The following is a 23,694-nucleotide window of genomic DNA, read 5'->3' on the forward strand; positions in this document are numbered from 1 at the left end:
AACGTGTGCCGTGTTGATCGTGATGCCGCGTGCCTTTTCTTCCGGCGCGCTATCGATCGACGCGTAGTCCTTGGCTTCACCGCCGAACTTCTTCGACAGAATCGTCGTGATCGCCGCGGTCAGCGTGGTCTTGCCATGGTCGACGTGACCAATCGTACCCACGTTAACGTGCGGTTTCGTCCGCTCAAACTTACCCTTAGCCATATCGATACCTCTGTCCGAAATCAGGAATACGCGCTACACAATTTACGCAGGCCACACCAAGAATTCTTGGTGCCCATGGGCAGGATTGAACTGCCGACCTCTCCCTTACCAAGGGAGTGCTCTGCCACTGAGCTACATGGGCGCACCACACACAAACCATGGAGCGGGTGAAGGGAATCGAACCCTCGTCGTAAGCTTGGAAGGCTTCTGCTCTACCATTGAGCTACACCCGCACACAACGAAGCGTTACACCAACACCGCTCGCCTCACCGGGCAACTCGCCGCGGCGCTGTCTCACTACGCACATCTAAAAAATCTGGTGGAGGGGGAAGGATTCGAACCTTCGAAGGCTGTGCCGTCAGATTTACAGTCTGATCCCTTTGACCGCTCGGGAACCCCTCCAGCGAGAAGCCCCGCACTATAGGCGTAGCAACCCCCTGTGTCAAACCTTTTTTGGCGACACCGAGGAATGCGGCGCGGTACGGCGTGCAAGACCGTCCAGCGGCAAGGCCGTGGTGTGTTTGACCGTCTGCAATACAAAGCTGGATTTGGCGTTTGCCACGCCTTCGAGCTTGAGCAGACGTTCCATCAGAAAGCGCGAAAAATGCTCGAGATCCTCGACGATCACGTTCAACAGATAATCCATTTCGCCGGTCAGCGCAAAGCAGGAAAGCACCTCCGGCCAGGCTTGGGCCGCCGCATGAAACGCACGAATCTGCGTATCGCCACGCTTCTCCATGGTGACCGTGACATAGGCCTGTAGCCCGAGCCCCACCCGCCACGGATCAACAATGGCCGCGTAATGCCGGATGACACCCGCCGTCTCCAGTTGCCGGACGCGCCGCAAACACGGCGACGGCGACAGCGACACGCGCTGCGCGAGGTCGGCGTTGGTCATGCGACCGTCGCGCTGCAATAGCTCAAGAATGCCTAAATCGGTTCGGTCCAATGGATTCATGCCACGCCCCGGGCGTTTGATCGGATGGATTCTGTGCGCAATTAGCATCATGCGCAATTTGATTGCGTGGCCGCCCGCCGTTCGCGGCCGTGCAGCGGCACTGTTCCACTACACGCAACCTTCCCGCAGACCAGCGCTCCAAACACCTAGCGGTCACGTCGGCCGCACGCTAGGCTAACGAAACCGGCGCGTGGATCCTCATCCCTCGGACACGCAACGGCATCTGCTTTTTGCGGCACCCAAAAATACGATTTTTGAGGAGGAGCCTCATGGCCGAAAGCACGCTCGTCACCGCCCCGCCACGCGACGTCACCCTCGACGACAAGTACACCCTGCACAGCGGGCGCGTCTATCTCACCGGCTATCAGGCCTTGGTGCGACTGCTGATGATCCAGCAAGAGCGCGACCACGCCGCCGGGCTCAACACCGCTGGCTTTGTGTCGGGTTACCGCGGCTCGCCGCTGGGCGGACTCGATCAGACGCTGTGGAAGGCGCGCCCCCACCTGAAGCAGCGCAATATCGTGTTTCAGCCCGGCATCAATGAAGACCTCGCCGCCACGGCGGTATGGGGTTCTCAGCAGGTCAACCTCTCGCCCGACGCGGAATACGACGGCGTGTTCGCCCTGTGGTACGGCAAGGGGCCGGGCGTCGACCGCAGTGGCGACGTGTTCCGCCATGGCAACGCGGCGGGCAGCTCGAAGTTTGGCGGCGTGGTGGTGGTGGCGGGCGATGACCATGCGGCCAAGTCATCCACCTTCCCGCATCAGACCGATCATTTTTTCAAGTCGATGATGATGCCGGTGCTCGCACCGGCCGGTGTGCAGGAGTACATCGACTTCGGCGTGCATGGCTACGCGCTATCACGCTACTCGGGGTGCTGGGTGGCATTCAAGGCGCTGGCCGATACGGTGGAGACCTCGGCCTCGGTGGACGTCGACCCGAACCGCGTCGAAGTGGTCATCCCGGACGATTTCGCCATCCCGCGCGACGGCCTCAACATCCGCTGGCCGGACCCGCCGCTGGTGCAGGAAAAGCGCCTGCTCAACTACAAGCTGTATGCCGCGCTGGCCTACTGCCGCGCCAACGGGCTCAACCAGGTCATCATCGACTCGCCCGCGCCCAAGCTCGGCATCATCACCTCGGGCAAGAGCTACCTGGACGTGCGTCAGGCCTTCGACGACTTGGGCATTGACGATGCGCTGGCCGCCGAAATCGGCATCCGGCTCTATAAAGTCGGCATGGTCTGGCCGCTCGAATCGGTTGGCGTGCGCGACTTTGCCGAAGGGCTGGAAGAGATTCTGGTGGTCGAAGAAAAACGCCAGCTGCTCGAATACCAGCTCAAGGAAGAACTCTACAACTGGCGCGAAGACGTCCGTCCGCGCGTGGTCGGCAAGTTCGACGAAAAGGGCGAGTGGGCGCTGCTGCCCAAGGGCGACGGCAAGGTCGACCACGGCAAATGGCTGCTGCCCGCCGCCGGCGAGCTCACTCCGGCGATGATCGCCCGAGTCATCGCCGGTCGCATCGCCCGCTTCTTCACCTCCGACCGCATCCAGGCGCGCCTGGCCTTTCTCGAAGCCAAGGAGGCGGCGCTCGACCAACGCGTATTCTCCATCGACCGCGTGCCCACCTTCTGCTCCGGCTGCCCGCACAACACCTCCACCCATGTACCCGAAGGCAGCCGGGCGCTGGCCGGCATCGGCTGCCACTACATGGTCACCTGGATGCCCGAGCGGCGCACCGGCACCTTCACCCAAATGGGTGGCGAAGGCGTGCCCTGGGTCGGCCAGTCGCCTTTCACGCGCGAAAAACACGTATTCGCCAACCTCGGCGACGGCACCTACTTCCACTCCGGCCTGCTGGCGATCCGGCAGGCGGTGTCAGCCGGCGTCAACATCACCTACAAGATCCTTTACAACGACGCCGTCGCCATGACCGGCGGCCAGCCGCACGACGGCCATCTGTCGGTGCCGATCATCGTGCAGCAACTGCAGGCCGAAGGCGTGCACAACATCGTGATCGTCACCGACGGCACCGATCGCGCCTATGGCCCGTCCGACATCCCGCATATCCCGGTGCGTCATCGCGACGAGCTCGACGCGGTCCAGCGCGAACTGCGCGCCTCGGGCGGCGTCACCGCGCTGATCTACGACCAGACCTGCGCCGCCGAAAAACGCCGCCGCCGCAAGCGCGGGCTCTACCCCGACCCGGCGCGACGGGTGTTCATCAACGAGGCGGTGTGCGAAGGCTGCGGCGACTGCGGCGTGGCCAGCAACTGCATGTCCATCCTGCCCGTCGAAACCGAATTTGGCCGCAAGCGCCAGATCGACCAGTCCTCCTGCAACAAGGACTATTCCTGCCTCAACGGCTTCTGCCCCAGCTTTGTCACTATAGAAGGTGGCGCGCCGCGCAAGGGCCGGGCGATCGCCGACGCGGGCGAGCGCTTTCCCGCGCTGCCCGAGCCGGACCTGCCGGACACCCGCAAGCCCTTCGGCATCATGGTCACCGGCGTCGGCGGCACCGGCGTGGTCACCATCGGCGCGCTGATCGGCATGGGTGCCCACCTCGACGGCAAGGGCGTCACGGTGCTCGACATGACCGGTCTGGCGCAAAAAGGCGGCTCGGTGTTCAGCCACATCCGCGTCGCCAACCAGCCCGAATCCCTGCACGCCGTGCGTATCGCCGCTGGCGAAGCCGATGCGGTAATCGGCGGTGACGTGGTGGTCTCGGCCAGTGTCGAAGCCCTGGCCAAGATGGCGGCCGGACGCACCCGCGCAGTCATCAACTGCGCCGAAACGCCCACCTCGGATTTCACCAAAAACCCGGACTGGCAGTTCCCGCTCGACAAAATGGAACGCACCGTGCGCGACGCCGTCGGGGCCGAGAACGCCGACTTCCTCGACGCGCAGGGCCTCGCCACCACATTGATGGGCGACGCCATCGCCACCAACCTCTTCCTGCTCGGCTACGCCTGGCAAAAAGGCATGGTGCCGGTCAGCCACGCGGGCCTGATGAAAGCCATCGAGCTCAACGGCACCGCCGTCCCCATGAACAAACAGGCCTTTGTGTGGGGCCGCCGCGCGGCCTGCGACGTGGATGCAGTCAGTCGCATCGCCCGCCCGCCGCGCGCCGTGCCGCTGCACCCCCCGGGGCTGGACGAGATCGTTGCGCGCCGGATGCGCACACTCACCGACTATCAGGACGCCGCCTATGCCCGCCGCTACCAGCACCTGGTCGAGCGGGTGCGCGCCGCCGAGGCGCCGCTGGGCATGACCCGGCTGGCGGAGGCCGTTGCGCACAACTACTTCAAGTTGCTCGCCTACAAGGATGAGTATGAAGTAGGGCGCCTGTATAGCGACCCGGCCTTCTGGAACCGCCTCAGCGACACCTTCGAAGGCGAGTTCGAGGTCAAATTCCACCTCGCGCCGCCCTTTCTGTCGCGCCCCGACCCGGTCACCGGGCGCATCGCCAAGCGCATCTACGGCGAAGGCATGCGGCGCGTGTTCAGTGTCCTCGCCCGACTCAAGGGCCTGCGTGGCACGCGCTGGGATATCTTCGCCCGCACCGAAGAGCGGTGCGCTGAACGGGCACTGATCCGGCAATACGAGCAGGACATCAGCGAGGTTCTCGACTCGCTGAGTTTCCTGCGTCACAAGCAGGCCGTCGAGATCGCCCGCCTGCCGGAGACCATCCGCGGCTTCGGGCACGTCAAGGCGCGCAACATGGCCACCGCCGAGGCACAACGGCAAGCCCTGCTCGCAAAGTGGCGTGAGCCCACGCCAAACAGCGAGGAGGCCAGCGCCGCCTAACCCCCCCTGGCGGGCGATGCCGCCTCGCCCGCCAGGGAATTGCCCCGGATTTTCCCGGCAGATCTCGCCTTACCCCCGCCAGCAGCCGGCTATCATGGGCCCACGCTGGCTTATCCCGTCGTCCATGCCGCTTATTCGATTTGTGCTTTCTCAGCTGATTGCCTGGGCCGTGATCTTCGCTGCCCTCAAGCTCGGCGCACCGCTAAGCGGCTTCGCGCTGGCGCTCAGCCAGGGCGCGCTTGCCGCGCTCGCCAGTCGGGCGCTTGGGGCGCCGCGCTGGTGGCACGCCTTCCACCTCGCCTTCACGCCGCTGGTGTGGGCGGCGAGCGGACTCGGCATTTCGGCGGGCTGGTATCTGGCGGCGTTCACGGTGCTCGCGCTCTTTTACTGGACCAGTTTCCGCACCCAGGTGCCGCTTTTTCTGACCAATGCAGCCACCACCGACGCCGTACTCGACTTGCTCCCCAAGAAGTCGGCCCGAGTGCTGGATGCCGGCGCCGGCACCGGCTCGCTGGTCCGGCCGCTTGCCGCGGCACGGCCCGACTGCCAGTTCGTAGGCATCGAAGCGGCCCCCGGCCCCTGGCTGATCGGCCGCCTGCTGGCGGCAGGCACGACCAATGTCGACTGGCGGCGCGGCGACTTCTGGGCCGACGACTGGGCCGCCTACGACCTCATCTACACCTTCCTGTCACCTGTGCCCATGGCCGAGGTGTGGGCCAAGGCGCAAGCACAGATGCGACCTGGCGCCCGGCTGGTGAGCAATAGCTTCGCGGTGCCGGCCGTCGCGCCCGATTTCATCGTGCCCGCCACCGAAGCGGGCGGCCGCGAACTGTATGTCTATTCGCCCGCCGCAAAAGGCAAAGCGCCAATAAAGGGATAAAAACCGGTCAGTTCCACCGGCCGTCGCCCTCGGTGCACGACGATAATTTGATCATGCGGCATCGGCCGCGCTTCGGAAATACCGTCATGGCTGACATCATCTGCGTGATCGGGAACAAGGGTGGGACTGGCAAAACCACCCTCTCGCACATGCTCTGCCAGGGGCTTGGCCTCCTCGGGCAGCGCTCGGCGTGCGTGCTCACCGACACTTCCCGCGAACCCCTCGCCCCTAATGGCCGGCGCTATGTCACGGCCGACGCGCGCACGCCCGAGAGCCTCACCAAGGTGGTCGACAAACTGCGCACCATGGACGGCTGGCTCGGCGTGATCGACGGCGGCGGCAACCGGCCAGAGGTCGATCGGCGCCTGTACGCGCTGGCCGACATCATCCTACTGCCGTTTCGGGAGTCGCATGAAGACATCCGCACGGTCGTCGCCGACCTGGAGCGCTTCCCGCGCGCCTATGCCCTGCCCTCGCAGTGGCCGACCAACCCGTGGGCGCGCGAAGCGGCCGATCGCAGCGTCGCGCAATGGATGAGCGCTTACCGGCATCGCATTCTGCGTCCGGTTAACGGATTGTCGTCGACCAAACTCTTGCTGCAACGTGAAGTGCCGGATCAACTGCCCACGCCGCTGGCCAACGCCTGCCGCGGCATTGCCCGTCAGATGCTGGATGTGATGGAAATTGAATACCGGGACAGCAAAGACCCGGAAGAGGTGGTCGTCGGCACCGATGACGAAATGGAAACCGCCGGCAGCCTGCCGCACTACGCCAACGGCCAAGTGCGCTAAAAACGGTCGCCCGAGCCACCTCGGGCCGACCGCTTTATACGCGCGCGCCGTGACGCGTGATCACCAACACCGCCTGTGCGCGATTGGTGACGTTCAGCGCGCGGAAAATGGCCGACATGTGCACCTTCACCGTCCCTTCGGACAAGCCCAGCAGCTCGGCAATTTCGCGATTGGTGCGCCCTTGGGCGAGCAACTCCATGACGCGGGTCTGCGCGGTGGTCAGGCCGAAGCGGTCCTGCACCGGCGCGCCACTTCGCCGGCGGGCGCCCGTGGCGTCTTCCTTGGGCGTATAGACCCCGCCGTTGAGCACAATGCGGATCGCGTCAAGCAGTTCTTCGCTTGAGCAGGACTTTGGCACGAAGCCCGACGCCCCAGCCTTCAGGGCGCGCTGAATCGACGCGCTATCGTCGAGCGCCGACACGACAATCGCCGGCACATCCGGGAAGCGCTTGGCCAGAATCGCCAGCAGCGAAAACCCGTTCATGTCAGGCAACATCAAATCGATGACCGCCAGATCCCACTCCGGATCCCGCTCAAGCTCCGCCAAGGCCTCATCCGCGGCCTTGAAGCCTGAACACTGGACACCGTCTTCCAGTCGCATCAGCGTCTGCGACATGGCTTCACGCACGAGGACGTGATCTTCAACCACCAGAATCTTGGTCACGCACACTTCTCCATTGACATCCGAGCATGCTTTGGTGCCGCCCGCGGTCGTTTCAACCCACACATTCCGAAAGGATAGCACGACACCATTCAAATCAATGCAGTGACATTGCGTCTCCCCGCGTCCATCCGCCCCCCTTCGCCATGCGATCTGCGACACCGTTAAAGCCGGCGTGGCCGAAGCACTTTCACCCTATGCGCTTGCCTTCAATCCGGTAACAATAGGGGGGTTTTCGTCTCTATCCAACGGCTCCTTGCCCCGTAAAACCGGGGCCACACCGTCAAGCCACCATGTCCAGTCGCCACGCCTCCTGGGTCGCCGCTCTCGCGCTTGCTGCGTCGCCTCTTTCGTCACATGCCGCCTCTGACGCGGTCGCCAGCGAGATGAGTTTTCTCGATGACATCCCGGTGGTGCTGTCGGCCGCCCGTCTGGTCCAGCCGCTCAAGGATGCGCCCGGCGCCGTCACGGTTATCGACCGCGCCATGATTCGCGCCTCGGGCGCGCGCGATGTCGCCGAACTGCTGGCCTGGGTGCCTGGGTTTCAGACCGGGCGCAAAAACGGCTCAACCGCACTGACGACCTATCACGGCCTGTCTGACGACGCGCCCCGTCGGATGCTCGTGCGGGTGGACGGCCGCTCGGCTTATTCGCCGTATTTTATCAGCGGCATCGAGTGGGCAAAGCTCAGCGTCGATATCGACGATATCGAACGCATCGAAGTCTTCCGCGGCTCCAACGCGGCCGCCTATGGCAGCAACGCCTTCCTCGGCGTGGTCAACATCATCACCCGCCCCGCCGCCGACACCCCACGCTACCGCGTGCGTTTCACCGAAGGCGAGAACGGCATTCAGGAGCGCGTGCTGTCGACCCGCCAGCAATTCGGCGATCTCACGGCCCGGCTCACCGTCGGCCGCCAAGGCGACAACGGCCTCGCCCCCATCGACGACACCTATCGCAACCAACGGGTCGATGCTCGCATCGACTGGCAACTGACGCCCGACCAGCAGGTCGAGCTTCATCTGGGCTTTGTCGACAACCGGGCGCGAACCGGCGTGACAACCGATGTCTCCGACCCCGCGCGCAGCGTCGACAACTACACCGGCTTCGGCCAGATTCGGTGGCACAAGCAGCTTGGTCTGAACGACGAAATCAAAGCGACCTATTTTCATCAGGAAGAGCGCGCGGTCGACGCGTTCTTTGTGCCACTTGGCGGTGGCCTGGGAGTGCAAGTCAACTACGGAAATAGAGCGCTGCGTGATGACATCGAAGTTGAGCATCTGATCCACCCCAGAGGCGATCTGCGACTGGCGTGGGGTGTCGGTCTGCGCGAAGATCGGGTGAACTCAACGCAAATATTCAACACCGACGACAACATCGTTGTCCGACAGGCCCGGCTCTTCGCAAACACCGAATGGCAAGCCAGTCCGCGCTGGACGCTCAACGCCGGCGCCATGCTGGAAAAAACCAATGTGACCGGTTTGCGCCTGTCCCCACGCTTTGCCGCCAACTTCCATGCCACGCCCAACACCACACTGCGCGCGGCCGTGAGCCGTGCCTACCGAAACCTCACCCCCTTCGAGCGGCAAGCGGATGTCAGATTCTATGAGAGCAGCACCGGAATGCTCATTCGCCAAAGCTTCCAGCCATCCCCCGGCCTGAGGCCGGAGCGCATCACCACACGTGAAATAGGCATCCGCCAAGAATGGCAAAATGGCCGCAGCAACATCGATCTTCGACTCTTTGATGAACGGGTCGAAGATATGCTTCGCCGGATTACATCCCCCTCTAACGCAAATCCTGTCCCGGTTCTCAACACAAACGGGGAGACACCGCATTACACCAACGGCGGCTACGCGCGAATTCGTGGTGCTGAATTGACCGGTCTATATCGTCCGACACATGACACATGGATCGGCGGGCATTATGCTTCGTTAGATATCAACAGCAATGACGAATTCGCAGATCGATCGGCGCCGAACGAGCAGTTTTCGGTCTTTGCAGCAGCGCAAATACACCCCGGATGGCATATGAGCTTAACGCACCACTTTGTGGGCAGCATGCAGTGGTATACCCAAGAAAAGAACCGGCTGAAAGCCTATCGCCAGACCAACCTTCGGCTGGCGCACCGCTTCTCAATCCGTGGCGTTCGCGGTGAAATCGCAGTGGGCGTGCAGCACTGGACCGACGCCTTCGCCGACTACCTGCCATCGCTGACCCGTCCAACCCAGGCCTACGCAAGCTTGAGGCTGGAGTACTAAAGCATGGCGTTCTTCAACTCACCGGCCCCGTTCGCCATGACCCGCCGCCGGCTCACCCGGCGCGCGATTGCCGACGTTTCCACGCACTGACACTAACCGCCCATGAAACGCTCAGGCGCCCGCCTTCTTCGCGCTCTGGTCATGCTGCTGTGCTGCATGGCCGGATCGCTGATGGCGGCGCCCAGTGTCTACCTCGTCCTCAGTGGCGAGGCCGATGCCTACCAACGCACCGCACAAGCGGCCGCTGACACCCTGCAAGCCAGCCTGCCCAATGTGGCAACGATTCGCACCGACATCGACGCCCTCGACACGCAAACACTGCAAGCAGACGACATACTGATCGCCATCGGTACGCGGGCAGCGCAAGTCCTGTCGCAACGCCCCGACCAGCGGCTCATCTGTTCGCTGCTCACCGAACAAAGCTACAGCGCCCTGCCACCGGCCGTGGCCGGCCAACGCACCGCGGTCTTCATCGACCAGCCCGTCGCCCGACAGCTGGCGCTGATTCGCGCCGGCCTGCCGGAATGGTCGCGCATCGCGATCGTACACGGTGCCGACTCGCGCGATTTCGTCAAGGCGATCAAGGCCGCCGCGCCCGCACTTGGCCTGACCACAAACACCGCCGCGGTCTCCAGCAATCAGACGCTCTACAACGCCCTGCAGACAGTCTTGGCTACTTCATCGGTTCTGCTCGCCGTCCCCGACCCGAAAGTGTTCAACAACTTCACTATCCAGAACGTCTTGCTCACGGCCTACCGCCATCGCTCGCCGGTGATCGGCTTCTCGCCCGCCTATGTCCGCGCGGGCGCGGTCATGGCGGTGTACTCCAGCCCCGAACAAATGGGCCAACAGGCCGCCGAGATCGCCCTGCAGAGTCTGCGCGGCGCCCCCCTGTCCGAGGCCACGCATCCGAGGTATTTCTCGGTCAGCGTCAATCCGCATGTGGCCCGCTCACTCGCCATCGAGCTGCCCGATGCCGCCACACTCGAAGCGCAGATTCGCCGCCAGGAGGGCGCGCGATGATTCAATCCTGGGGAATCCGCGCCCGCGTCATACTGGTAGCCGTCGTGCCGGCCATCGTGTTGGCTGTGTTCATGACGATCTACTACACCCATTCGCGGATCGCTGACCTCGAAGAAGCCTATCGCGATCGCGGGCGCGCCTTTGCCCGGCAGATCGCCAGCGCGACCGAGTACGCCGTCTTCTCGAACAACCGCGAAGACATACGCCGTCTGCTCGACGGCGCCCGCGCCGAAGAAGGCGTTCGCGGCATCTTCATCGCCGACACTTCCGGCCAGGAGCTGGCCCGCAGCGGCTTCATTTCCGTCGCCGCCCCGCTGCGCCGGCCGACCCAATCCGTTGATGAGGCCTTCGACCAGACGCTGCGCTTCTACGAACCCATCCTGCCCACCCGACTGGACGTCGACCTCCTCGCCTTCGACGAAGCCCAGCAAGGCAGCAGCACGCAGCAACTGGGCGTCGTCTTGCTCGATCTGTCCCGCACGCGCCTCGACGCGCAGCGCGATGCGCTCCTGTGGACCGGTCTGTCGGCGCTGATGCTAGTGCTCGCCGGCAGCGTGCTGCTGGCCATTCGCATGAGCCAGGGGGTCAGCGAGCCGATCCGGAAGGTCGCTGAAACGGTCGGGCGAATCGGCGCCGGGCGTCTGCACGAGCGCGTCGAAATTCGCGGCGGCGGCAGCTTGCGGCGACTGGGTGTCGGCGTCAATGACATGGCCGAACGCCTGCAAGGCGCGCACGACGACATGACCCGCCGCATCGCCGAAGCCACCGCCGAACTGCGTGAGCGCAAGGACGAAGCGGAGCGCGCCGACATCGCCAAGTCCCGATTCCTCGCCGCCGCCAGCCACGACCTGCGCCAGCCCATGCATGCGCTGGGCCTGTTCATTGCCGAACTCAGCGAAAAAGATCATCCACCAGCCACGCATCGGCTTGTGCGCCAGATTGCCGCCTCCGCCGAGGCCATGGAAAACCTGCTCGACAGCCTGCTCGACATCTCCCGCCTCGACGCCGGCGCCCTGCAGCCGAGCATCCAGCCCACCCCCGTGCAACCCATCCTCGACCGCATCGCCAACGACTTCCACATCTGGGCCGAGGAGCGCCACCTGAAGCTCCGCGTGCGCCCCTGCCCGCACTGGATCGCCACCGACCCCCTGCTGTTCGAACGCATTCTGTCGAACCTGGTGAGCAACGCCATCCGCTACACCGATCACGGGCGCATTCTCATCGCCTGCCGGCAGGAGGGCGAGTTCCTGCGCGTCGAAGTACGCGACAACGGCCGGGGCATCGAAAGCGACGCTCAGGAACTGATCTTTCAGGAATTCGTCCAGCTCGACAATCCCGAGCGCGCCCGCAGCAAAGGCCTCGGCCTCGGCCTGGCCATCGTCCGTCGACTGACCCAGCTTCTCAGCCACCGCCTCAGTCTGCGCTCGGGCCCCGGTTGGGGCTCGGTATTCGGCGTCAGCGCCCGACGCGTTCCGCCCGAAGCGCCCGACACGATTGCCCCCACCGACCGCCAGCCGGGCAGTCTTCAGAACGTCCGCATCGCCATTCTCGACGACGACCCGCTGGCCCTCGAAAGCCTCAACAGTCTGCTGTGCTCATGGGGCTGCGATGTCACCTCGGCCGCCATGCCATCGGCGCTGATCGACGCCCTCGCCGGTGCCCCCGTGCCCGACATCCTGATTACCGATTACCGCCTGCAAGAGCACCAGACCGGGCTCGATGTCATCGGCAGTCTGCGCCACGCCTTCGGCCACCGCCTGCAAGCCATCCTGATCAGCGGCGACACCGCCTCCGAACCCGCCGATCGCGCCCGGGCGGCCGGCGTGCCGCTACTGCACAAGCCCGTGCGCCCCGCCAAACTACGCGCGCTGGTGCAACGCATGCTGAGCAGCGATACGTCGGAAGACGTCAGCTAGTCCCTCTCGCCGAGTCAGACCGTCTCACCAAAATGCTGCCATGCACCATGCATTTCACCGCGGGCTCAGCTAAGATCAACGCTCAACCTGCAAACCCACGGAGCCCCCAATGAGCCACGAATCCTCGTCTGACCCTCTCGATTTTGTGCGCAACATGTGGAGTGGCATGGGCTTCTCGCTGCCCGGCATGGTAACGCCCACCCTGGATATCGACGAGCTCGAGAAGCGCATCACCGACATGAAAGCGGTGGAAGGCTGGCTCAAGATGAATCTCAACATGTTGCAGATGAGCATTCAGGGCCTTGAAATGCAGCACGCCACCCTGACCACGATCAAGGCCATGGGCGAGGCAACCCGCCAAAAAGGCCCGGACGCCGCCGACACCAGTGACTCGGCCAACGCCAACCCCTTCAACAACGCCGCCCTGTGGTCATGGTTGCAAGCCATGAGCGGCGCCGCGCCCGAGGCGGCGGCCCAGGCCACACCGCAGAGCGAGCCCCCGGAATCCAGCGCCGAAGGCAGCAACCCGTTTGCCGGAGTCGCCGCCGCGGCAACCAACGCAGCGGCCAGCGCGGCCATGTGGCCCTGGCAATTGATGCCCGAGAATGCCGCCGAAAAAAAGGCTGCGCCCGCAAAAAAGCCGGCGGCCAAAAAACCCGCCAGCAGCGCCCGCGCTAAGCCCACCGCGGCGCGCACGCCCGCCGCCAAGAAACCGGCCGCAACGCCGCGAAAAAAAACCTGATATCTCCGCCAAAAAACGCCGCCGGAGACGTTGACCGGGTGCTTCAGCCGCGCAGCAGGCCGAGCCAGAAGGTGAGCGTCGGCACGGCCAGCAGCGTGGTGGCGGAGATCAGCCATGCCACCCCCGGCCCATCGCCGCCCATGCGCATGGCCAGGATATAAGCCGATGACGCGGATGGTAGCGCGGCAAAGATTACCGCCACATCGCGCGCCACCCCGGACAGACCCAACCACGGCGCCACAAACCACACCAGGGTCGGCAGGCACAGCAGCTTGACCGTCATGATCCACGCCGACCCCGCCCAGCGGCCGCCGGCCTGACCCCAGCGCAGCGCGGCCCCCACCGCCAGCAAACCCAGCGCAATCGACGCGTCGGCCAGGCGCGTCAAGAAGGACTGCGCCGGCACGGCCAGCGCCCCGCCGGCGAGATTAAAGGCCAGGCCGGCAAGCGTTGCCAGGATCAGCGGGTTTTTTGCCAGTTCGCGAAAGACACCGCCCTGCCCATGCCGTGCCATCAAACTCACGGCCATGACGTTGGCAAAAGGCACCATCGTGCCGCACAGCACGCCCATGGTCGCAATGCCCTCAACGCCATGGACCTTGCCGGCGACGGCCATGCCGATATAGGTATTGAAGCGGAAGGCGCATTGAACGCGCGACGCAAAGGCCATGGACGTCAAGCCCGCAAATGGACGCGCCGCCAGGCCAAGCGCAAAACCTGAGCCCATCACGATCAGCCCCGCCAGAAAAAGCGGCAAGGTGGTGTCAAAATCGATACGTGCCCGCGCCAGCGCACTGAACAGCAAGGCGGGAAACAGGACGAAGTAGACCAGCTTCTCCAGCCCCGGCCAGAAACTGTCGCCAAAGCCGCCGTAGCGGCGCAAAAGCGCCCCCAGCAGGATCAGGGAAAAATCCGGTAACAAGAGGAGGAAGGTATCCATGAGCGGGAGGATACCTGTGGCTACCAACCTGCGGCATCCGTAATACGCACATTCTTTTTGCCACCGATGCATCCAGTGACCTAGCGGGTCCGTACAGGAGACAAGGGCGGCCATCGTCGCCCCCTTGCCAACAACGGAGATCACCATGAACAAGAAAGAGATCGATCTGTCCCTGACCCGCGTCGAACGTCGTCTGTTTCTGAAGAACAGCAGCCTCTTCGCCCTCGGCGCCACCGCCGCCATTGGCCTGGCCGCCCCCGGACGCGCGCTGGCCGGCAAGATGAAGATGAGCGAGACCGACGACCTGGCCATTCTCAACGTCGCCCTCGGCCTGGAGTATCAGGCAATCGCGGCCTATCAGGTCGGCGCCGAGTCGGGCCTGCTGCAAAAGCCGGTCCTCGATGTGGCGGTGAAATTTCAGGGCCACCACAAGGCGCATGCCGATGTGCTTGCCGGCACCATCGAGAAACTCGGCGGCAAGCCGGTGATGGCGATGCGCGCGGAAAACTACCAGTTCCCGGTTACCCAACTCAAAGAGCAGGCCGACGTCCTGCGCTTTGCTGCCGGGCTGGAAAAAGGGGCCGCCAGCGCCTACCTGGGTGCGGTGCCGCAGTTCTCGAACCGCGAACTGGCCCGCGCGGCGGCCAGCATTCTGGGCGACGAAACCATGCACTGGGCGATCCTGCTCAACGCCTTGGGCGAAGACCCGGTGCCGGCCGCCTTCATCGCCTGATCCGACGCCCGGTCCCGCAAGGGCCTGGGCTTGATCAGAGCACGGGGATCGCGCCAGTTCGGCGCGATCCCCGTTTTATTGGCCGGCATCTGTGCAAAACAATGCCGGCCCGTGGTGTTGGCTGCCTGCCCGGGCTGCGAGCCCCGGGCAGATGCGTCAGCGCATGCGCGCCATGAAGTGCTCGTCGTAGCGCGCCACGAAGTCGGTGTTTGCCATCGGTAGATGGCAACTGCGGCAGCCACTGAAATCAGAAGTCGCGGCGGTCTTGCCGTCGGCCTGCCAGGCGCCATACACCCAGTCGCCGTTGCCCACGGTACCGGCGGGCAGGCTCGCGCCCCAGCCCTCGCCCTTGGCCATGACGAAGATCTTTGACAACTCGCCTTTGATCAATCGCCCCTCCGGGGTCATAAGGAGCTTGCCAGCCGCATCCTTGCGCGCGGCGTAGAGTTCCATCACCGAGACCGTCCCTGCCGCAAAGGCCTCGCCCTTCTGTGCCCTCAGCCCGACCGGGTTGATATAGATCTCGCGCACCTGCGCCCCGCCGACCTTGTCGACGGTCGGCACGAAGCTCGGCCATGCGCGATACGTGGCTGGCACGCCGATGTCGCCATCGGCAGGCGCCTTGACCATGGGCTCGGCGCCACGATGACTGGCACAGCCAGCGCCGATCACGGTGGCGCCGATCACGGCCAGGCTGAGGGCCGTCAAGTGGAATCGTTTCGTATTCATGAGCGTACTCCCGTCAGTGCTGTGGATGTATCCGGGGGGATACCTCACTTGTACGGGCCAAGCCCCGCGGTGGATGCACCCAGGCGGTGTCAACGCAAAGACGCCCGCCAAAGCGAGCGCCCCTGGCCAGAATGAAACGGCTTATACCGCGTCGATGGCACCGACCAGAATCACCGGGCCGGTCGGCGCCCCGGTAGGCGAACCACCCGCCGGTTCGACCGACACCGCCAGCCTGGCCCCGGCGTGCAAGCGCCCGACCAGCGGCGCCGGCACCGGCACTTGCGCGCTCAGCTGGCCAAGCACCGCGACCGACACCGGTGCGCTACCGTCGGGCGGCAGCAGCCACAGCTCGTAGCTTTGAGTGCTGGCCGCGAGCACTGGCCGCGACGGCGCCAATTGCAGCCAGCGCCCATCGTCCGACAAGGACGCCACCACTGGCGCCGCCCCCTCGCCGCTGGCCAGCGTGGCGATCGGGTGCATGATCGGCGCCACCGGCGCACGCTCAACCAGGCTGGCACCCAGCCAGACCGTGAGCGCCGCCGTGGCGGTCAGCGCCCAGCCGCGCCACAGCCCCACCCGGGCGAACCACGGCTGCCGATAGCGGCGAAGATCGAGATCGTGCGCGATGCGCTGCCAGGTTCGCGGTGCCGGTTGCATACGGAAAGCCTCGCTGGGCTGAGGGGTAAACACCTGCTGCCAATGCTGAAGACGCAGGGCGACACGTGGCTCTTCAGCGCACGCGCGTTCGAAGCGCGCCCGCGCGGCGCCACGCAGCGTGCCCAGCAGGTATTCGCCACACAGCGCGTCGAGAAGCGGGGATTGGTCGAGCTTCATGACACCCCCATGCAGCTATCGACGCACTGCTTGAGGCTCTGCATGCCACGTCGAACCCAGGATTTGACGGTACCCAGCGGCTTGGCCAGCTGATTGGACAGTTCGCCATGACTGAGGCCATGCATGTAGGCCAGCACCAGCGCCTGCCGCTCGCCGCCCTTGAGCTCATCGAGGCAGCCGCGCAGCCAGTGACGCATGCGGGCGCTGTCGGCTTCGTCCTCGGACGCGTCGGACCAGTCGAAATAGCGATCCAGGCTGTCTTCGTCCTCATCGACGGAGATAACCCGCGCCACATCGGCCCGACTTACGGTGTCGATGGCACGATTGCGCACGATGGTCGCCATCCAGGCCACCGGCCGGGTCGCCGTCGGATCGAAGCGTGCCGCCGCATGCCAGATCTTGATGAAAGCGTCGTGCAGCACCTCTTCGGCCAGCTCGCGCCGGCCGGTGACCTTGAAGGCCACGCCCAGCAAGACCGGCGCTGTCAGGCGATAGAGCTGTTCAAAGGCCTCGGCGTCGCGCGCGGCGCTAAGAAGAATCAATCGTCGGATGTGGATATCGTCGAGCATGGCTCCCCTCTCGGCGCAAAAGAGGCGCCCTTGCTCCCTGTACGACTATGGCCTCGCGCTGGATGCACGCGCACGAAGCGCTTCGCGATCCGCATCGGCCGCGGGCGCCGGCTTCGCCTCGCCGAGCGCATAGTCGCTCAGGCCGAAAGGCGGCGCAAACTGGCGGATACCACCGACCTCCACCACCATGCCGCGCGCCTGAATCTGCGGGTGCTGCAGGCTCTCGTGCAGGCGCAGCACCGGCGTGACGCAGCAATCGACCGCATCGAACACTGCCGTCCAGTGAGCCAGCGGCTGGGCACGGAAAATGGCTTCGAGCTGTGCGCGGGCATAGGCACCATCCTCGCCGCGGCTGAGGTGATAGGGTTTGAGGTCGGCCCGACCGAGGGTATCGCAGGTCAGCTGCCAGAACTTTTCTTCGAGCGCCCCCACTGCCATGTGCCGCCCGTCCTGCGTTTCATACACCCCGTAGCAGGGCACGCCGCCGGTAAGCAGATCTTCGCCGCGCGGACGGGTTTTGCCTTCGGCCAGCACTTCGGCCATGGGGAAGATCGCATGCGCCAGCGCCGCATCGGTCATGGCCACATCCACATGCCGGCCGCGACCATTGGCGCGCGCGTCGATCACCGCCGCCAGCACGCCCACCAGCGAAGTGAGCGTGCCGCCGAGCAGATCGGCAATCTGCAGATTGCTCATCGCCGGCGGCCCGCCCGCGACGCCCATCTGATCGAGCACACCGGCGTAGCCAAGGTAGTTGATGTCGTGCCCGGCGCGCTGCGCATAGGGGCCGGTCTGGCCATAGCCGCTGATACTGGCGTAGACCAGCCGCGGGTTGTGCGCGCTGAGCGTGGCGTAGTCGAGGCCCAGCTTGGCCATCACGCCGGGGCGAAAGCCTTCGACAAGAATGTCGGCCGTCGCCACCAGGCCAAGCAGCACCGCCTTGTCGGCCGGGTCCTTGAGGTCGAGCACCAGACTCTTCTTGTTGCGATTGACCAGCTGGAAGAAGTAGCTGGTGTCGCCATGCATGGCGCCCATGCTTCGGGCGTAGTCACCCACGCCGGGGTCTTCGATCTTGATGACTTCGGCGCCCAGGTCACCCAGGTGCATGGTGGCCAGCGGGCCCGGCAGCAGACGGGTGAGGTCGAGGACGGTGAGGCCGGTGAGGGGTTTGCTGCGTTCGGTCATGTCTTACTCGCTTCTGGGGCGGCGCGGGCGCGACGCCTGCACGTTGATGCAGCCAGTGTCCATGTCATACACCCAGCCGTGCACCGCCAGCTTGCCGGCGTCGACCGCCCGCGCCACGAAGGGATAGGCCAGCAGGTGCTCCATCTGCAGGCTGACGTTTTCTTCCACGACCAGCCGATGGCGCTGCACCGCGCTGAGCGGTTCGCTGGCGGTAAGCAGGCGCCCGTCCACGCGGTGGGCCGCCTCGCGAGCGCTGTTCAGCCAGATCGGCACGTACTGATCGTGCTCGCTGGTGTTGTCGAGCGCCAGAATGCCGCCGCAACCGTAGTGACCGCAGATGACGATGTCGGGAATGTTGAGGTGGTTGATCGAGAACTCGAGCACCGCCGACAGGTTCCAATCGGCGCCGGCGACGATGTTGGCCACATTGCGATGCACGAAAATCTCGCCGGGGCGCGTCTGGGTGATGGTGTTCACCGGCACACGCGAATCGGAGCAGCCGATCCACAGCACCGTAGGGTGCTGCGCTTTAGACAGTTCGGCGAAATACGGGCGCTCGCGTTCGAACACCGTCTCGACGAAACGACGATTGCCTTTGAGCAGGTCGTTGATCATGCCCTTCTCCCGCAGCGCGTGGGTATCTCGGTCAGCCCGTATCCTGTTCGCTGCGGGGCCATCGGTCGAGGGCGTGCTACTCGTAGGTCCGAACGTCGTCGATGACCTTGCCGTCGTTGGGCAACGAGCCTACGGCGCAGAACGCCACCTCACCGCGCAGCTTGGTCAGCTCGCGCAGGCTGGCGACGATGCCGGCCTGCAGCGCGGCGTCTTCGGCGGCTTCGCACTTGAGCGTCATGCGATCGGTCAGGTCGGGGTTGTCCACCACCAGGCGTGCACGCTGGATCTCGGGGTGGCGCTTGACCACCGCGGCGACCTGCCCGGGATGCACGAACATGCCCTTGATCTTGGTGGTCTGGTCGGCCCGCCCCATCCAGCCCTTGATGCGGGCGTTGGTGCGCCCGCAGGGGCTCGCGCCCGGCAGCACGGCCGAGAGGTCGCCGGTGCCGAAGCGGATCAGCGGATAGTCGGGGTTGAAGGTGGTCACCACCACCTCGCCGACCTCGCCCTCGGCCACCGGATCGCCGGTGCCGGGACGCACGATCTCGACCAGTACGTCTTCATCAATCACCAGGCCTTCGCGGGCCGGGGTTTCGTAGGCGATCAGGCCGATGTCTGCCGTGGCATAGGCCTGGTAGGCATGAATGCCGCGTGCCGCCAGCGCGTCGCGCTGGCTGGGCGGAAACGCTTCGCCCGACACAAAGGCCTTGCTCAGGCTGAGGGTAATGCCGGCTTCGTCGGCTTTTTCGAGCAAGATGCGCAGGAAAGACGGCGTGCCGGTATAGGCCACCGGCTGCAAATCGAGCATGGCGGCCAGCTGCTGTTCGGTCTGACCCACCCCCCCCGGAAACACCGAGCAGCCAATGGCATGCGCACCAGTTTCCATCATCGAGCCCGCCGGTGTCATGTGATAGGAGAAGGTGTTGTGCACCAGATCGCCTTCGCGGAAGCCGGCGGCAAACAGCGCACGGGCCATTCGCCAGTAGTTTTCACGCGCGCCTTCGGGCTCGTAGAGCGGTCCCGGTGAGGCAAAGACCCGCGCGCAGGACGCGCCCCACTTGATGGCAGAAAAGCCACCGAAGGGGCGCGCCGCCTTCTGCAACTCGAGCAGCTCCGACTTGCGGGTCACTGGCAATGCTGACAGCGCCTCACGCGAGGTGATGGTGCTCGGGTCGACCGCCTTCAGCAGACTCGCAAACGCCGGCGTCTTGGCCTTTGCATGCTGAATCTGCTGGGGCAGGCGGGCCAGCAAGTCCCGCTCGCGCTCGGCGGGATCGCGGTGTTCTCTGGCGTCGAAGAAGTTCATAAGATTCCTTGATTCAATCAATACAGGCGCGGCCCGCGCTCCGGCGCGATGGGCCAGCCGTGGTTACGAGCGCTGCCCGCAACCACGGATCAAGACAGCCAGCGCTTGCGACGGCGATAGTGCTTGACGTCGCGGAAGCTCTTGCGCCCTTCGCCCGACAAACCGAGGTAGAACTCTTTCACGTCCTCGTTGGTGGCCAGGTACTGCGCCTCGCCTTCCATCACGATGCGGCCGTTCTCGAGGATGTACCCGAAGTCGGCATAGCGCAGCGCGACCATGGTGTTCTGCTCGGCGAGCAGGAAGCTCACGTTTTCTTTCTTGTTCAGGTCTTTCACGATCTCGAAAATCTCTTCGACGATCTGCGGCGCCAGGCCCATGGAGGGCTCATCGAGCAGCACCATCTCGGGGTTGGCCATGATGGCGCGACCAATGGCGCACATCTGTTGCTCACCGCCCGAGGTGTAGCCCGCCTGCGAGCTACGACGCGTCTTGAGACGCGGGAAGTAGTCATAGACCATGTCGAGCGAGCGCTTGATGCCGGCGCTGCCATCGCCCCGGGTGTAGGCACCGGTGAGCAGATTCTCTTCAATGGTCAGGTGGCCGAAGCAGTGACGGCCTTCCATCACCTGGATCACGCCACGCTTGACGAGGTCGGCCGGCGTCATCTGATCGATGCGCGCGCCCTTGAATTCGATATTGCCCTTGGTCACATCGCCACGCTCTGCACGCAGCAGGTTCGAGATGGATTTGAGCGTTGTGCTCTTGCCGGCGCCGTTGGCACCGAGCAAAGCGACGATCTTGCCTTTCGGAACAACAAGGGATACGCCCTTGAGAACCAGAATGACGTGGTCGTAAATGACCTCGACGTTATTGACGCTGAGGTAGGGTGCGGCCTCGATGGCCGCGGCAGTATTCTGCATTGTCATTGTCATGTCTCTGCCGACTTGGTGTTGCCCCTCCTTCCCCGCAAACTGCTCAAGAGAGGGTCCGCCGAACGCACCGCGATGCGCTCGGCGGACCTCCCCCATTCGGGGAAGGCCCCGCACAGCCGCCCAGGCGGCCGTGCGTGCCCTTGCAATTACATCTCTTTCGAGCAATCGCGCGGGGTAATGCCTTTTTCCTTGGCGTAGGCCGCCGCGGACTCTTCGATCATGCCGCGAACCATTTCCTTGTCGGCGTCGATCCAGTCGGTGACGACGTTCCACTTGTTGCCGTCCCACTGCTGGTACTTGACCTTGCCGGAACCTTCGTGGTCCATGCAGCTGGTCTTGAGCGGCGGCAGGAAGCCGGTGGCGCCCAATTCGCCCAGACGCTTGTCGTCCATGTCGAGGTTCTCGAAGCCCCAGCGCACTTGCTCGCCGGTCAGGGCCTTGCCCTTGCCGTACTTCTCCTGCGCCTTGCGAATCGCCTCGACCGTGATCAGACCGTGCACCACGCCGCGGTTGTAATAGACGCTACCGATGCGGGACTTGTCTTCCATGTTGCCGTGGCCCTTGGCGTACACGAACTTCTCGATATCCTTGATGACCGGGTAGTCGGCGCCTGCCACGTTGTAACCTGCGGCCGTAAAGCCCTTGGCAGCGCTACCGGCCGGCACCGTGTCTTCCTCTGCGCCGGACCACCACACGCCGACCATCTTCTCGCGCGAGAACCCGGTCTTGGCGGCTGACTTGAGTGCGGTCGGGTTCATCACACCCCAGCCCCACAGAATGACCCAGTCCGGACGCAGCTGACGGATCTGCAGCCACTGCGACTGCTGCTCGTTACCCGGGTGGGCAACGGCCAGCTTGGTCAGCTCATAGCCATAACGCTCGGCCATTTTCTCGAGCACGGCGTGCGACTCTTTGCCGTAGGCGGAGTCGTGATACAGCAGGGCGATCTTCTTGCCCTTGAGCTTGTCGGTACCGCCTTCTTTGCCGGCGATGTACTTGACCATCGTGGTCGCCTGCGACCAGTAGGTGGTGATCAGCGGGAAGACGTACGGGAAGACGCGGCCATCGGCTGCATCGGTACGGCCGTAACCCATGGTCACCAGCGGAATCTTGTCCTTGGCGACCTTGTCGAGCACGGAATAGGTGATACCGGTCGACAGCGGCTGGAACACCGAGTTACCCGTCTCGCCCTTTTCCTTCAGACGCTCGTAGCACTCGACGCCCCGGGCGTTGTTGTACTCGGTTTCGCACTCTTCCCAAGCGAGCTTGACGCCGTTGATGCCGCCATCGCGCTCGTTGATCATCTGCATGTAGTCGATCCAGCCACCGTAGATTCCGGAGCCGCCTGCAGCGTAGGGACCGACGCGGTAGCTCGGCAGACCAATGAACTGTTCCGCCGCAATCGCCATGGACGAACCCAGCAAGCCCGCAACAGCGGCGCCGAGAATGACTGTTTTCTTCAGATTCATGTGTTTATCTCCTCTTTTTTCTTTGGTGTTGCCTGGTGAGATCAGCGCAAAACGCCAATCGAATTCCAGTTTAGTGCGGGAACGGCCACAGCCGCAGCTTCTCCTTGCCGATCTGCCACAAGCGAGCCAGCCCGTGCGGTTCGACAATCAGGAAGAACACAATCAACCCACCAAAGACGATGAGCTGAAGGTTGGATACGAAACTCGAAGACACCAGGTCACCCAGCAGCATCGGCACGAACACATCGAGCGCGATCGGCAGCAGCACGATGAAGGCCGCGCCGAGGAAGGAGCCCATGATCGAGCCCACCCCGCCGATGATGATCATGAACAGGATCTTGAAGGACAGGTCCAGGTTGAAGCCCTCCGGCTCCACCGTGCCGATGTAGGTGTAGGCATAGAGCGCGCCAGCCACACCACAGTAGAACGAGGACACCGCAAACGCGGTCAGCTTGGTGCGCATCAGGCGGATGCCGATCACCTCGGCAGCCACGTCCATGTCACGCACCGCCATCCACGAACGGCCGGTGGTCGAGCGCACCATGTTCTTGGCCGCCAGGGCCATCATCACCACCACGAACAGGGTCAGCAGGTACTTGGACTGCGGCCCCTCGAAGGCGAAGCCGAGAATTTCGATCTGCTGTGCGGTGATCACGCCCGAGGACGAGTAGTTGGAGAACCACTCGATCTTGACCAGCGCCCAGACGATGAAGAACTGCGCCGCGAGCGTGGCCACCGCGAGGTAAAAGCCCTTGATACGCAAGCTCGGCAGGCCGAACATCACGCCAACCAGGGCCGCACACAGCCCGCCCAGCAAAATCGCCACCAGGAAGGGCATGCCGTCAATGCGCAGCATGAAGTTATAGGCCCCGAAGGCGCCCACCGCCATGAACGCGGCCGAACCCAGCGACAGCTGGCCCGCGTAGCCGGTGAGGATGTTCAGACCGATCGCTGCCAGCGAAAAGATCAGCACCGGAATCAAAATGGCCTTGAGCCAGTACTGGTCGGCAAACAGCGGCACCGCCAGGGCGAAGAAACCAATCAGCAGCATGACGCCGATACGGTCCTGAAGAATTGGGAAGATCTGTTGATCTGCCTCGTAACTGGCCTTGAACTGGCCGGCTTCACGGTAAAGCATGA

At 64.2% G+C, this 23,694-nt stretch carries 21 protein-coding genes and 3 tRNA genes; 8 read left to right on the forward strand and 16 right to left on the reverse strand.

Translation table 11 applies throughout. The annotated features are described in order from the left end of the window. From FHP91_RS02010 to FHP91_RS02030, 5 genes are all read right to left on the reverse strand, one after another. Positions 1 to 204: GTP-binding protein (locus FHP91_RS02010; RefSeq protein ID WP_246116197.1), on the reverse strand; the 204-nt coding region annotated here is incomplete at its 3' end. Positions 205 to 271: 67 nt separating this feature from the next. Continuing rightward, positions 272 to 346 (reverse strand) — tRNA-Thr (locus FHP91_RS02015). Positions 347 to 363: 17 nt separating this feature from the next. Continuing rightward, positions 364 to 437: transfer RNA gene (locus FHP91_RS02020), tRNA-Gly, on the reverse strand. A gap of 84 nt (positions 438 to 521) precedes the next feature. Next, a tRNA-Tyr gene (locus tag FHP91_RS02025) sits at positions 522 to 606 on the reverse strand. A 40-nt stretch (positions 607 to 646) separates the two neighbouring features. Then, positions 647 to 1,162: an Lrp/AsnC family transcriptional regulator gene (locus FHP91_RS02030; protein WP_144308017.1), complete on the reverse strand. Its 516-nt coding sequence runs from the start codon at positions 1,160 to 1,162 to the stop codon at positions 647 to 649. 269 nt (positions 1,163 to 1,431) lie between these two features. Between FHP91_RS02030 and FHP91_RS02035 the strand changes: the two genes are divergently transcribed. The 3 genes from FHP91_RS02035 to FHP91_RS02045 all read left to right on the forward strand — a co-directional run bounded on the left by FHP91_RS02035 (position 1,432) and on the right by FHP91_RS02045 (position 6,639). Beyond that, on the forward strand, positions 1,432 to 4,968 hold the full coding sequence (locus FHP91_RS02035; protein WP_144308018.1) for an indolepyruvate ferredoxin oxidoreductase family protein: 3,537 nt from the start codon (positions 1,432 to 1,434) through the stop codon (positions 4,966 to 4,968). Between the two features lie 124 nt (positions 4,969 to 5,092). Beyond that, a complete protein-coding gene (locus FHP91_RS02040) occupies positions 5,093 to 5,848 on the forward strand; it encodes a class I SAM-dependent methyltransferase (RefSeq protein ID WP_144308019.1) in 756 nt (251 codons plus the stop codon). Between the two features lie 86 nt (positions 5,849 to 5,934). Beyond that, positions 5,935 to 6,639: a ParA family protein gene (locus tag FHP91_RS02045; protein WP_144176153.1), complete on the forward strand. Its 705-nt coding sequence runs from the start codon at positions 5,935 to 5,937 to the stop codon at positions 6,637 to 6,639. Between the two features lie 34 nt (positions 6,640 to 6,673). On the opposite strand, the gene FHP91_RS02050 is transcribed toward FHP91_RS02045, so the two are convergent. Next, the gene (locus FHP91_RS02050) at positions 6,674 to 7,303 is read right to left on the reverse strand and encodes a response regulator transcription factor (protein ID WP_144176154.1); all 630 of its coding nucleotides are present in this window, start codon (positions 7,301 to 7,303) and stop codon (positions 6,674 to 6,676) included. Between the two features lie 290 nt (positions 7,304 to 7,593). On the opposite strand from FHP91_RS02050, the gene FHP91_RS02055 reads away from it, so the two are divergent. The 4 genes from FHP91_RS02055 (at position 7,594) to FHP91_RS21685 (ending at position 13,242) form a co-directional block, all read left to right on the forward strand. Continuing rightward, positions 7,594 to 9,561, forward strand: coding sequence for a TonB-dependent receptor plug domain-containing protein (locus FHP91_RS02055; RefSeq protein ID WP_144308020.1), 1,968 nt, complete (start codon positions 7,594 to 7,596; stop codon positions 9,559 to 9,561). A gap of 102 nt (positions 9,562 to 9,663) precedes the next feature. Then, on the forward strand, positions 9,664 to 10,584 hold the full coding sequence (locus FHP91_RS02060) for an ABC transporter substrate-binding protein (RefSeq protein WP_144308021.1): 921 nt from the start codon (positions 9,664 to 9,666) through the stop codon (positions 10,582 to 10,584). Then, a complete protein-coding gene (locus FHP91_RS02065; protein ID WP_144308022.1) occupies positions 10,581 to 12,500 on the forward strand; it encodes a hybrid sensor histidine kinase/response regulator in 1,920 nt (639 codons plus the stop codon). Before FHP91_RS02060 ends, FHP91_RS02065 begins: the two co-directional genes overlap by 4 nt. Positions 12,501 to 12,609: 109 nt before the next feature. Then, on the forward strand, positions 12,610 to 13,242 hold the full coding sequence (locus tag FHP91_RS21685; protein ID WP_391527554.1) for a PhaM family polyhydroxyalkanoate granule multifunctional regulatory protein: 633 nt from the start codon (positions 12,610 to 12,612) through the stop codon (positions 13,240 to 13,242). Between the two features lie 43 nt (positions 13,243 to 13,285). Here FHP91_RS21685 and FHP91_RS02075 read toward each other — a convergent pair whose 3' ends face one another. After that, positions 13,286 to 14,182: an AEC family transporter gene (locus tag FHP91_RS02075; RefSeq protein ID WP_144308023.1), complete on the reverse strand. Its 897-nt coding sequence runs from the start codon at positions 14,180 to 14,182 to the stop codon at positions 13,286 to 13,288. A 145-nt stretch (positions 14,183 to 14,327) separates the two neighbouring features. Here FHP91_RS02075 and FHP91_RS02080 point away from each other — a divergent pair, with 145 nt between their 5' ends. Next, the gene (locus tag FHP91_RS02080) at positions 14,328 to 14,915 is read left to right on the forward strand and encodes a ferritin-like domain-containing protein (RefSeq protein WP_144308024.1); all 588 of its coding nucleotides are present in this window, start codon (positions 14,328 to 14,330) and stop codon (positions 14,913 to 14,915) included. Positions 14,916 to 15,071: 156 nt separating this feature from the next. On the opposite strand, the gene FHP91_RS02085 is transcribed toward FHP91_RS02080, so the two are convergent. The 9 genes from FHP91_RS02085 to FHP91_RS02125 all read right to left on the reverse strand — a co-directional run bounded on the left by FHP91_RS02085 (position 15,072) and on the right by FHP91_RS02125 (position 23,692). Continuing rightward, positions 15,072 to 15,644, reverse strand: coding sequence for a cytochrome P460 family protein (locus FHP91_RS02085; RefSeq protein WP_144308025.1), 573 nt, complete (start codon positions 15,642 to 15,644; stop codon positions 15,072 to 15,074). 141 nt (positions 15,645 to 15,785) lie between these two features. Continuing rightward, the gene (locus tag FHP91_RS02090) at positions 15,786 to 16,478 is read right to left on the reverse strand and encodes an anti-sigma factor (protein ID WP_144308026.1); all 693 of its coding nucleotides are present in this window, start codon (positions 16,476 to 16,478) and stop codon (positions 15,786 to 15,788) included. Further along, a complete protein-coding gene (locus tag FHP91_RS02095; RefSeq protein WP_144308027.1) occupies positions 16,475 to 17,047 on the reverse strand; it encodes a sigma-70 family RNA polymerase sigma factor in 573 nt (190 codons plus the stop codon). The genes FHP91_RS02090 and FHP91_RS02095 overlap by 4 nt, the downstream gene beginning before the upstream one ends. 45 nt (positions 17,048 to 17,092) lie before the next feature. Beyond that, positions 17,093 to 18,232 (reverse strand): CaiB/BaiF CoA transferase family protein, encoded by a 1,140-nt coding sequence (locus tag FHP91_RS02100; RefSeq protein ID WP_144308028.1) that lies wholly within the window; start codon positions 18,230 to 18,232, stop codon positions 17,093 to 17,095. A gap of 3 nt (positions 18,233 to 18,235) precedes the next feature. Next, positions 18,236 to 18,847 (reverse strand): carbonic anhydrase, encoded by a 612-nt coding sequence (locus tag FHP91_RS02105; protein ID WP_144308029.1) that lies wholly within the window; start codon positions 18,845 to 18,847, stop codon positions 18,236 to 18,238. A 76-nt stretch (positions 18,848 to 18,923) separates the two neighbouring features. Then, a complete protein-coding gene (locus tag FHP91_RS02110) occupies positions 18,924 to 20,153 on the reverse strand; it encodes a phenylacetate--CoA ligase family protein (RefSeq protein ID WP_144308030.1) in 1,230 nt (409 codons plus the stop codon). Between the two features lie 89 nt (positions 20,154 to 20,242). Beyond that, complete coding sequence (locus FHP91_RS02115; RefSeq protein WP_144176166.1) at positions 20,243 to 21,073, reverse strand: ABC transporter ATP-binding protein; 831 nt, start codon at positions 21,071 to 21,073, stop codon at positions 20,243 to 20,245. Between the two features lie 158 nt (positions 21,074 to 21,231). Continuing rightward, complete coding sequence (locus FHP91_RS02120; RefSeq protein WP_144176167.1) at positions 21,232 to 22,554, reverse strand: ABC transporter substrate-binding protein; 1,323 nt, start codon at positions 22,552 to 22,554, stop codon at positions 21,232 to 21,234. 70 nt (positions 22,555 to 22,624) lie between these two features. After that, complete coding sequence (locus tag FHP91_RS02125; protein WP_144176168.1) at positions 22,625 to 23,692, reverse strand: branched-chain amino acid ABC transporter permease; 1,068 nt, start codon at positions 23,690 to 23,692, stop codon at positions 22,625 to 22,627. Positions 23,693 to 23,694 lie beyond the last annotated feature (2 nt).

The sequence above is a fragment of the Denitromonas halophila genome (assembly GCF_007625155.1).
Classification (GTDB): Bacteria; Pseudomonadota; Gammaproteobacteria; order Burkholderiales; family Rhodocyclaceae; genus Nitrogeniibacter; species Nitrogeniibacter halophilus.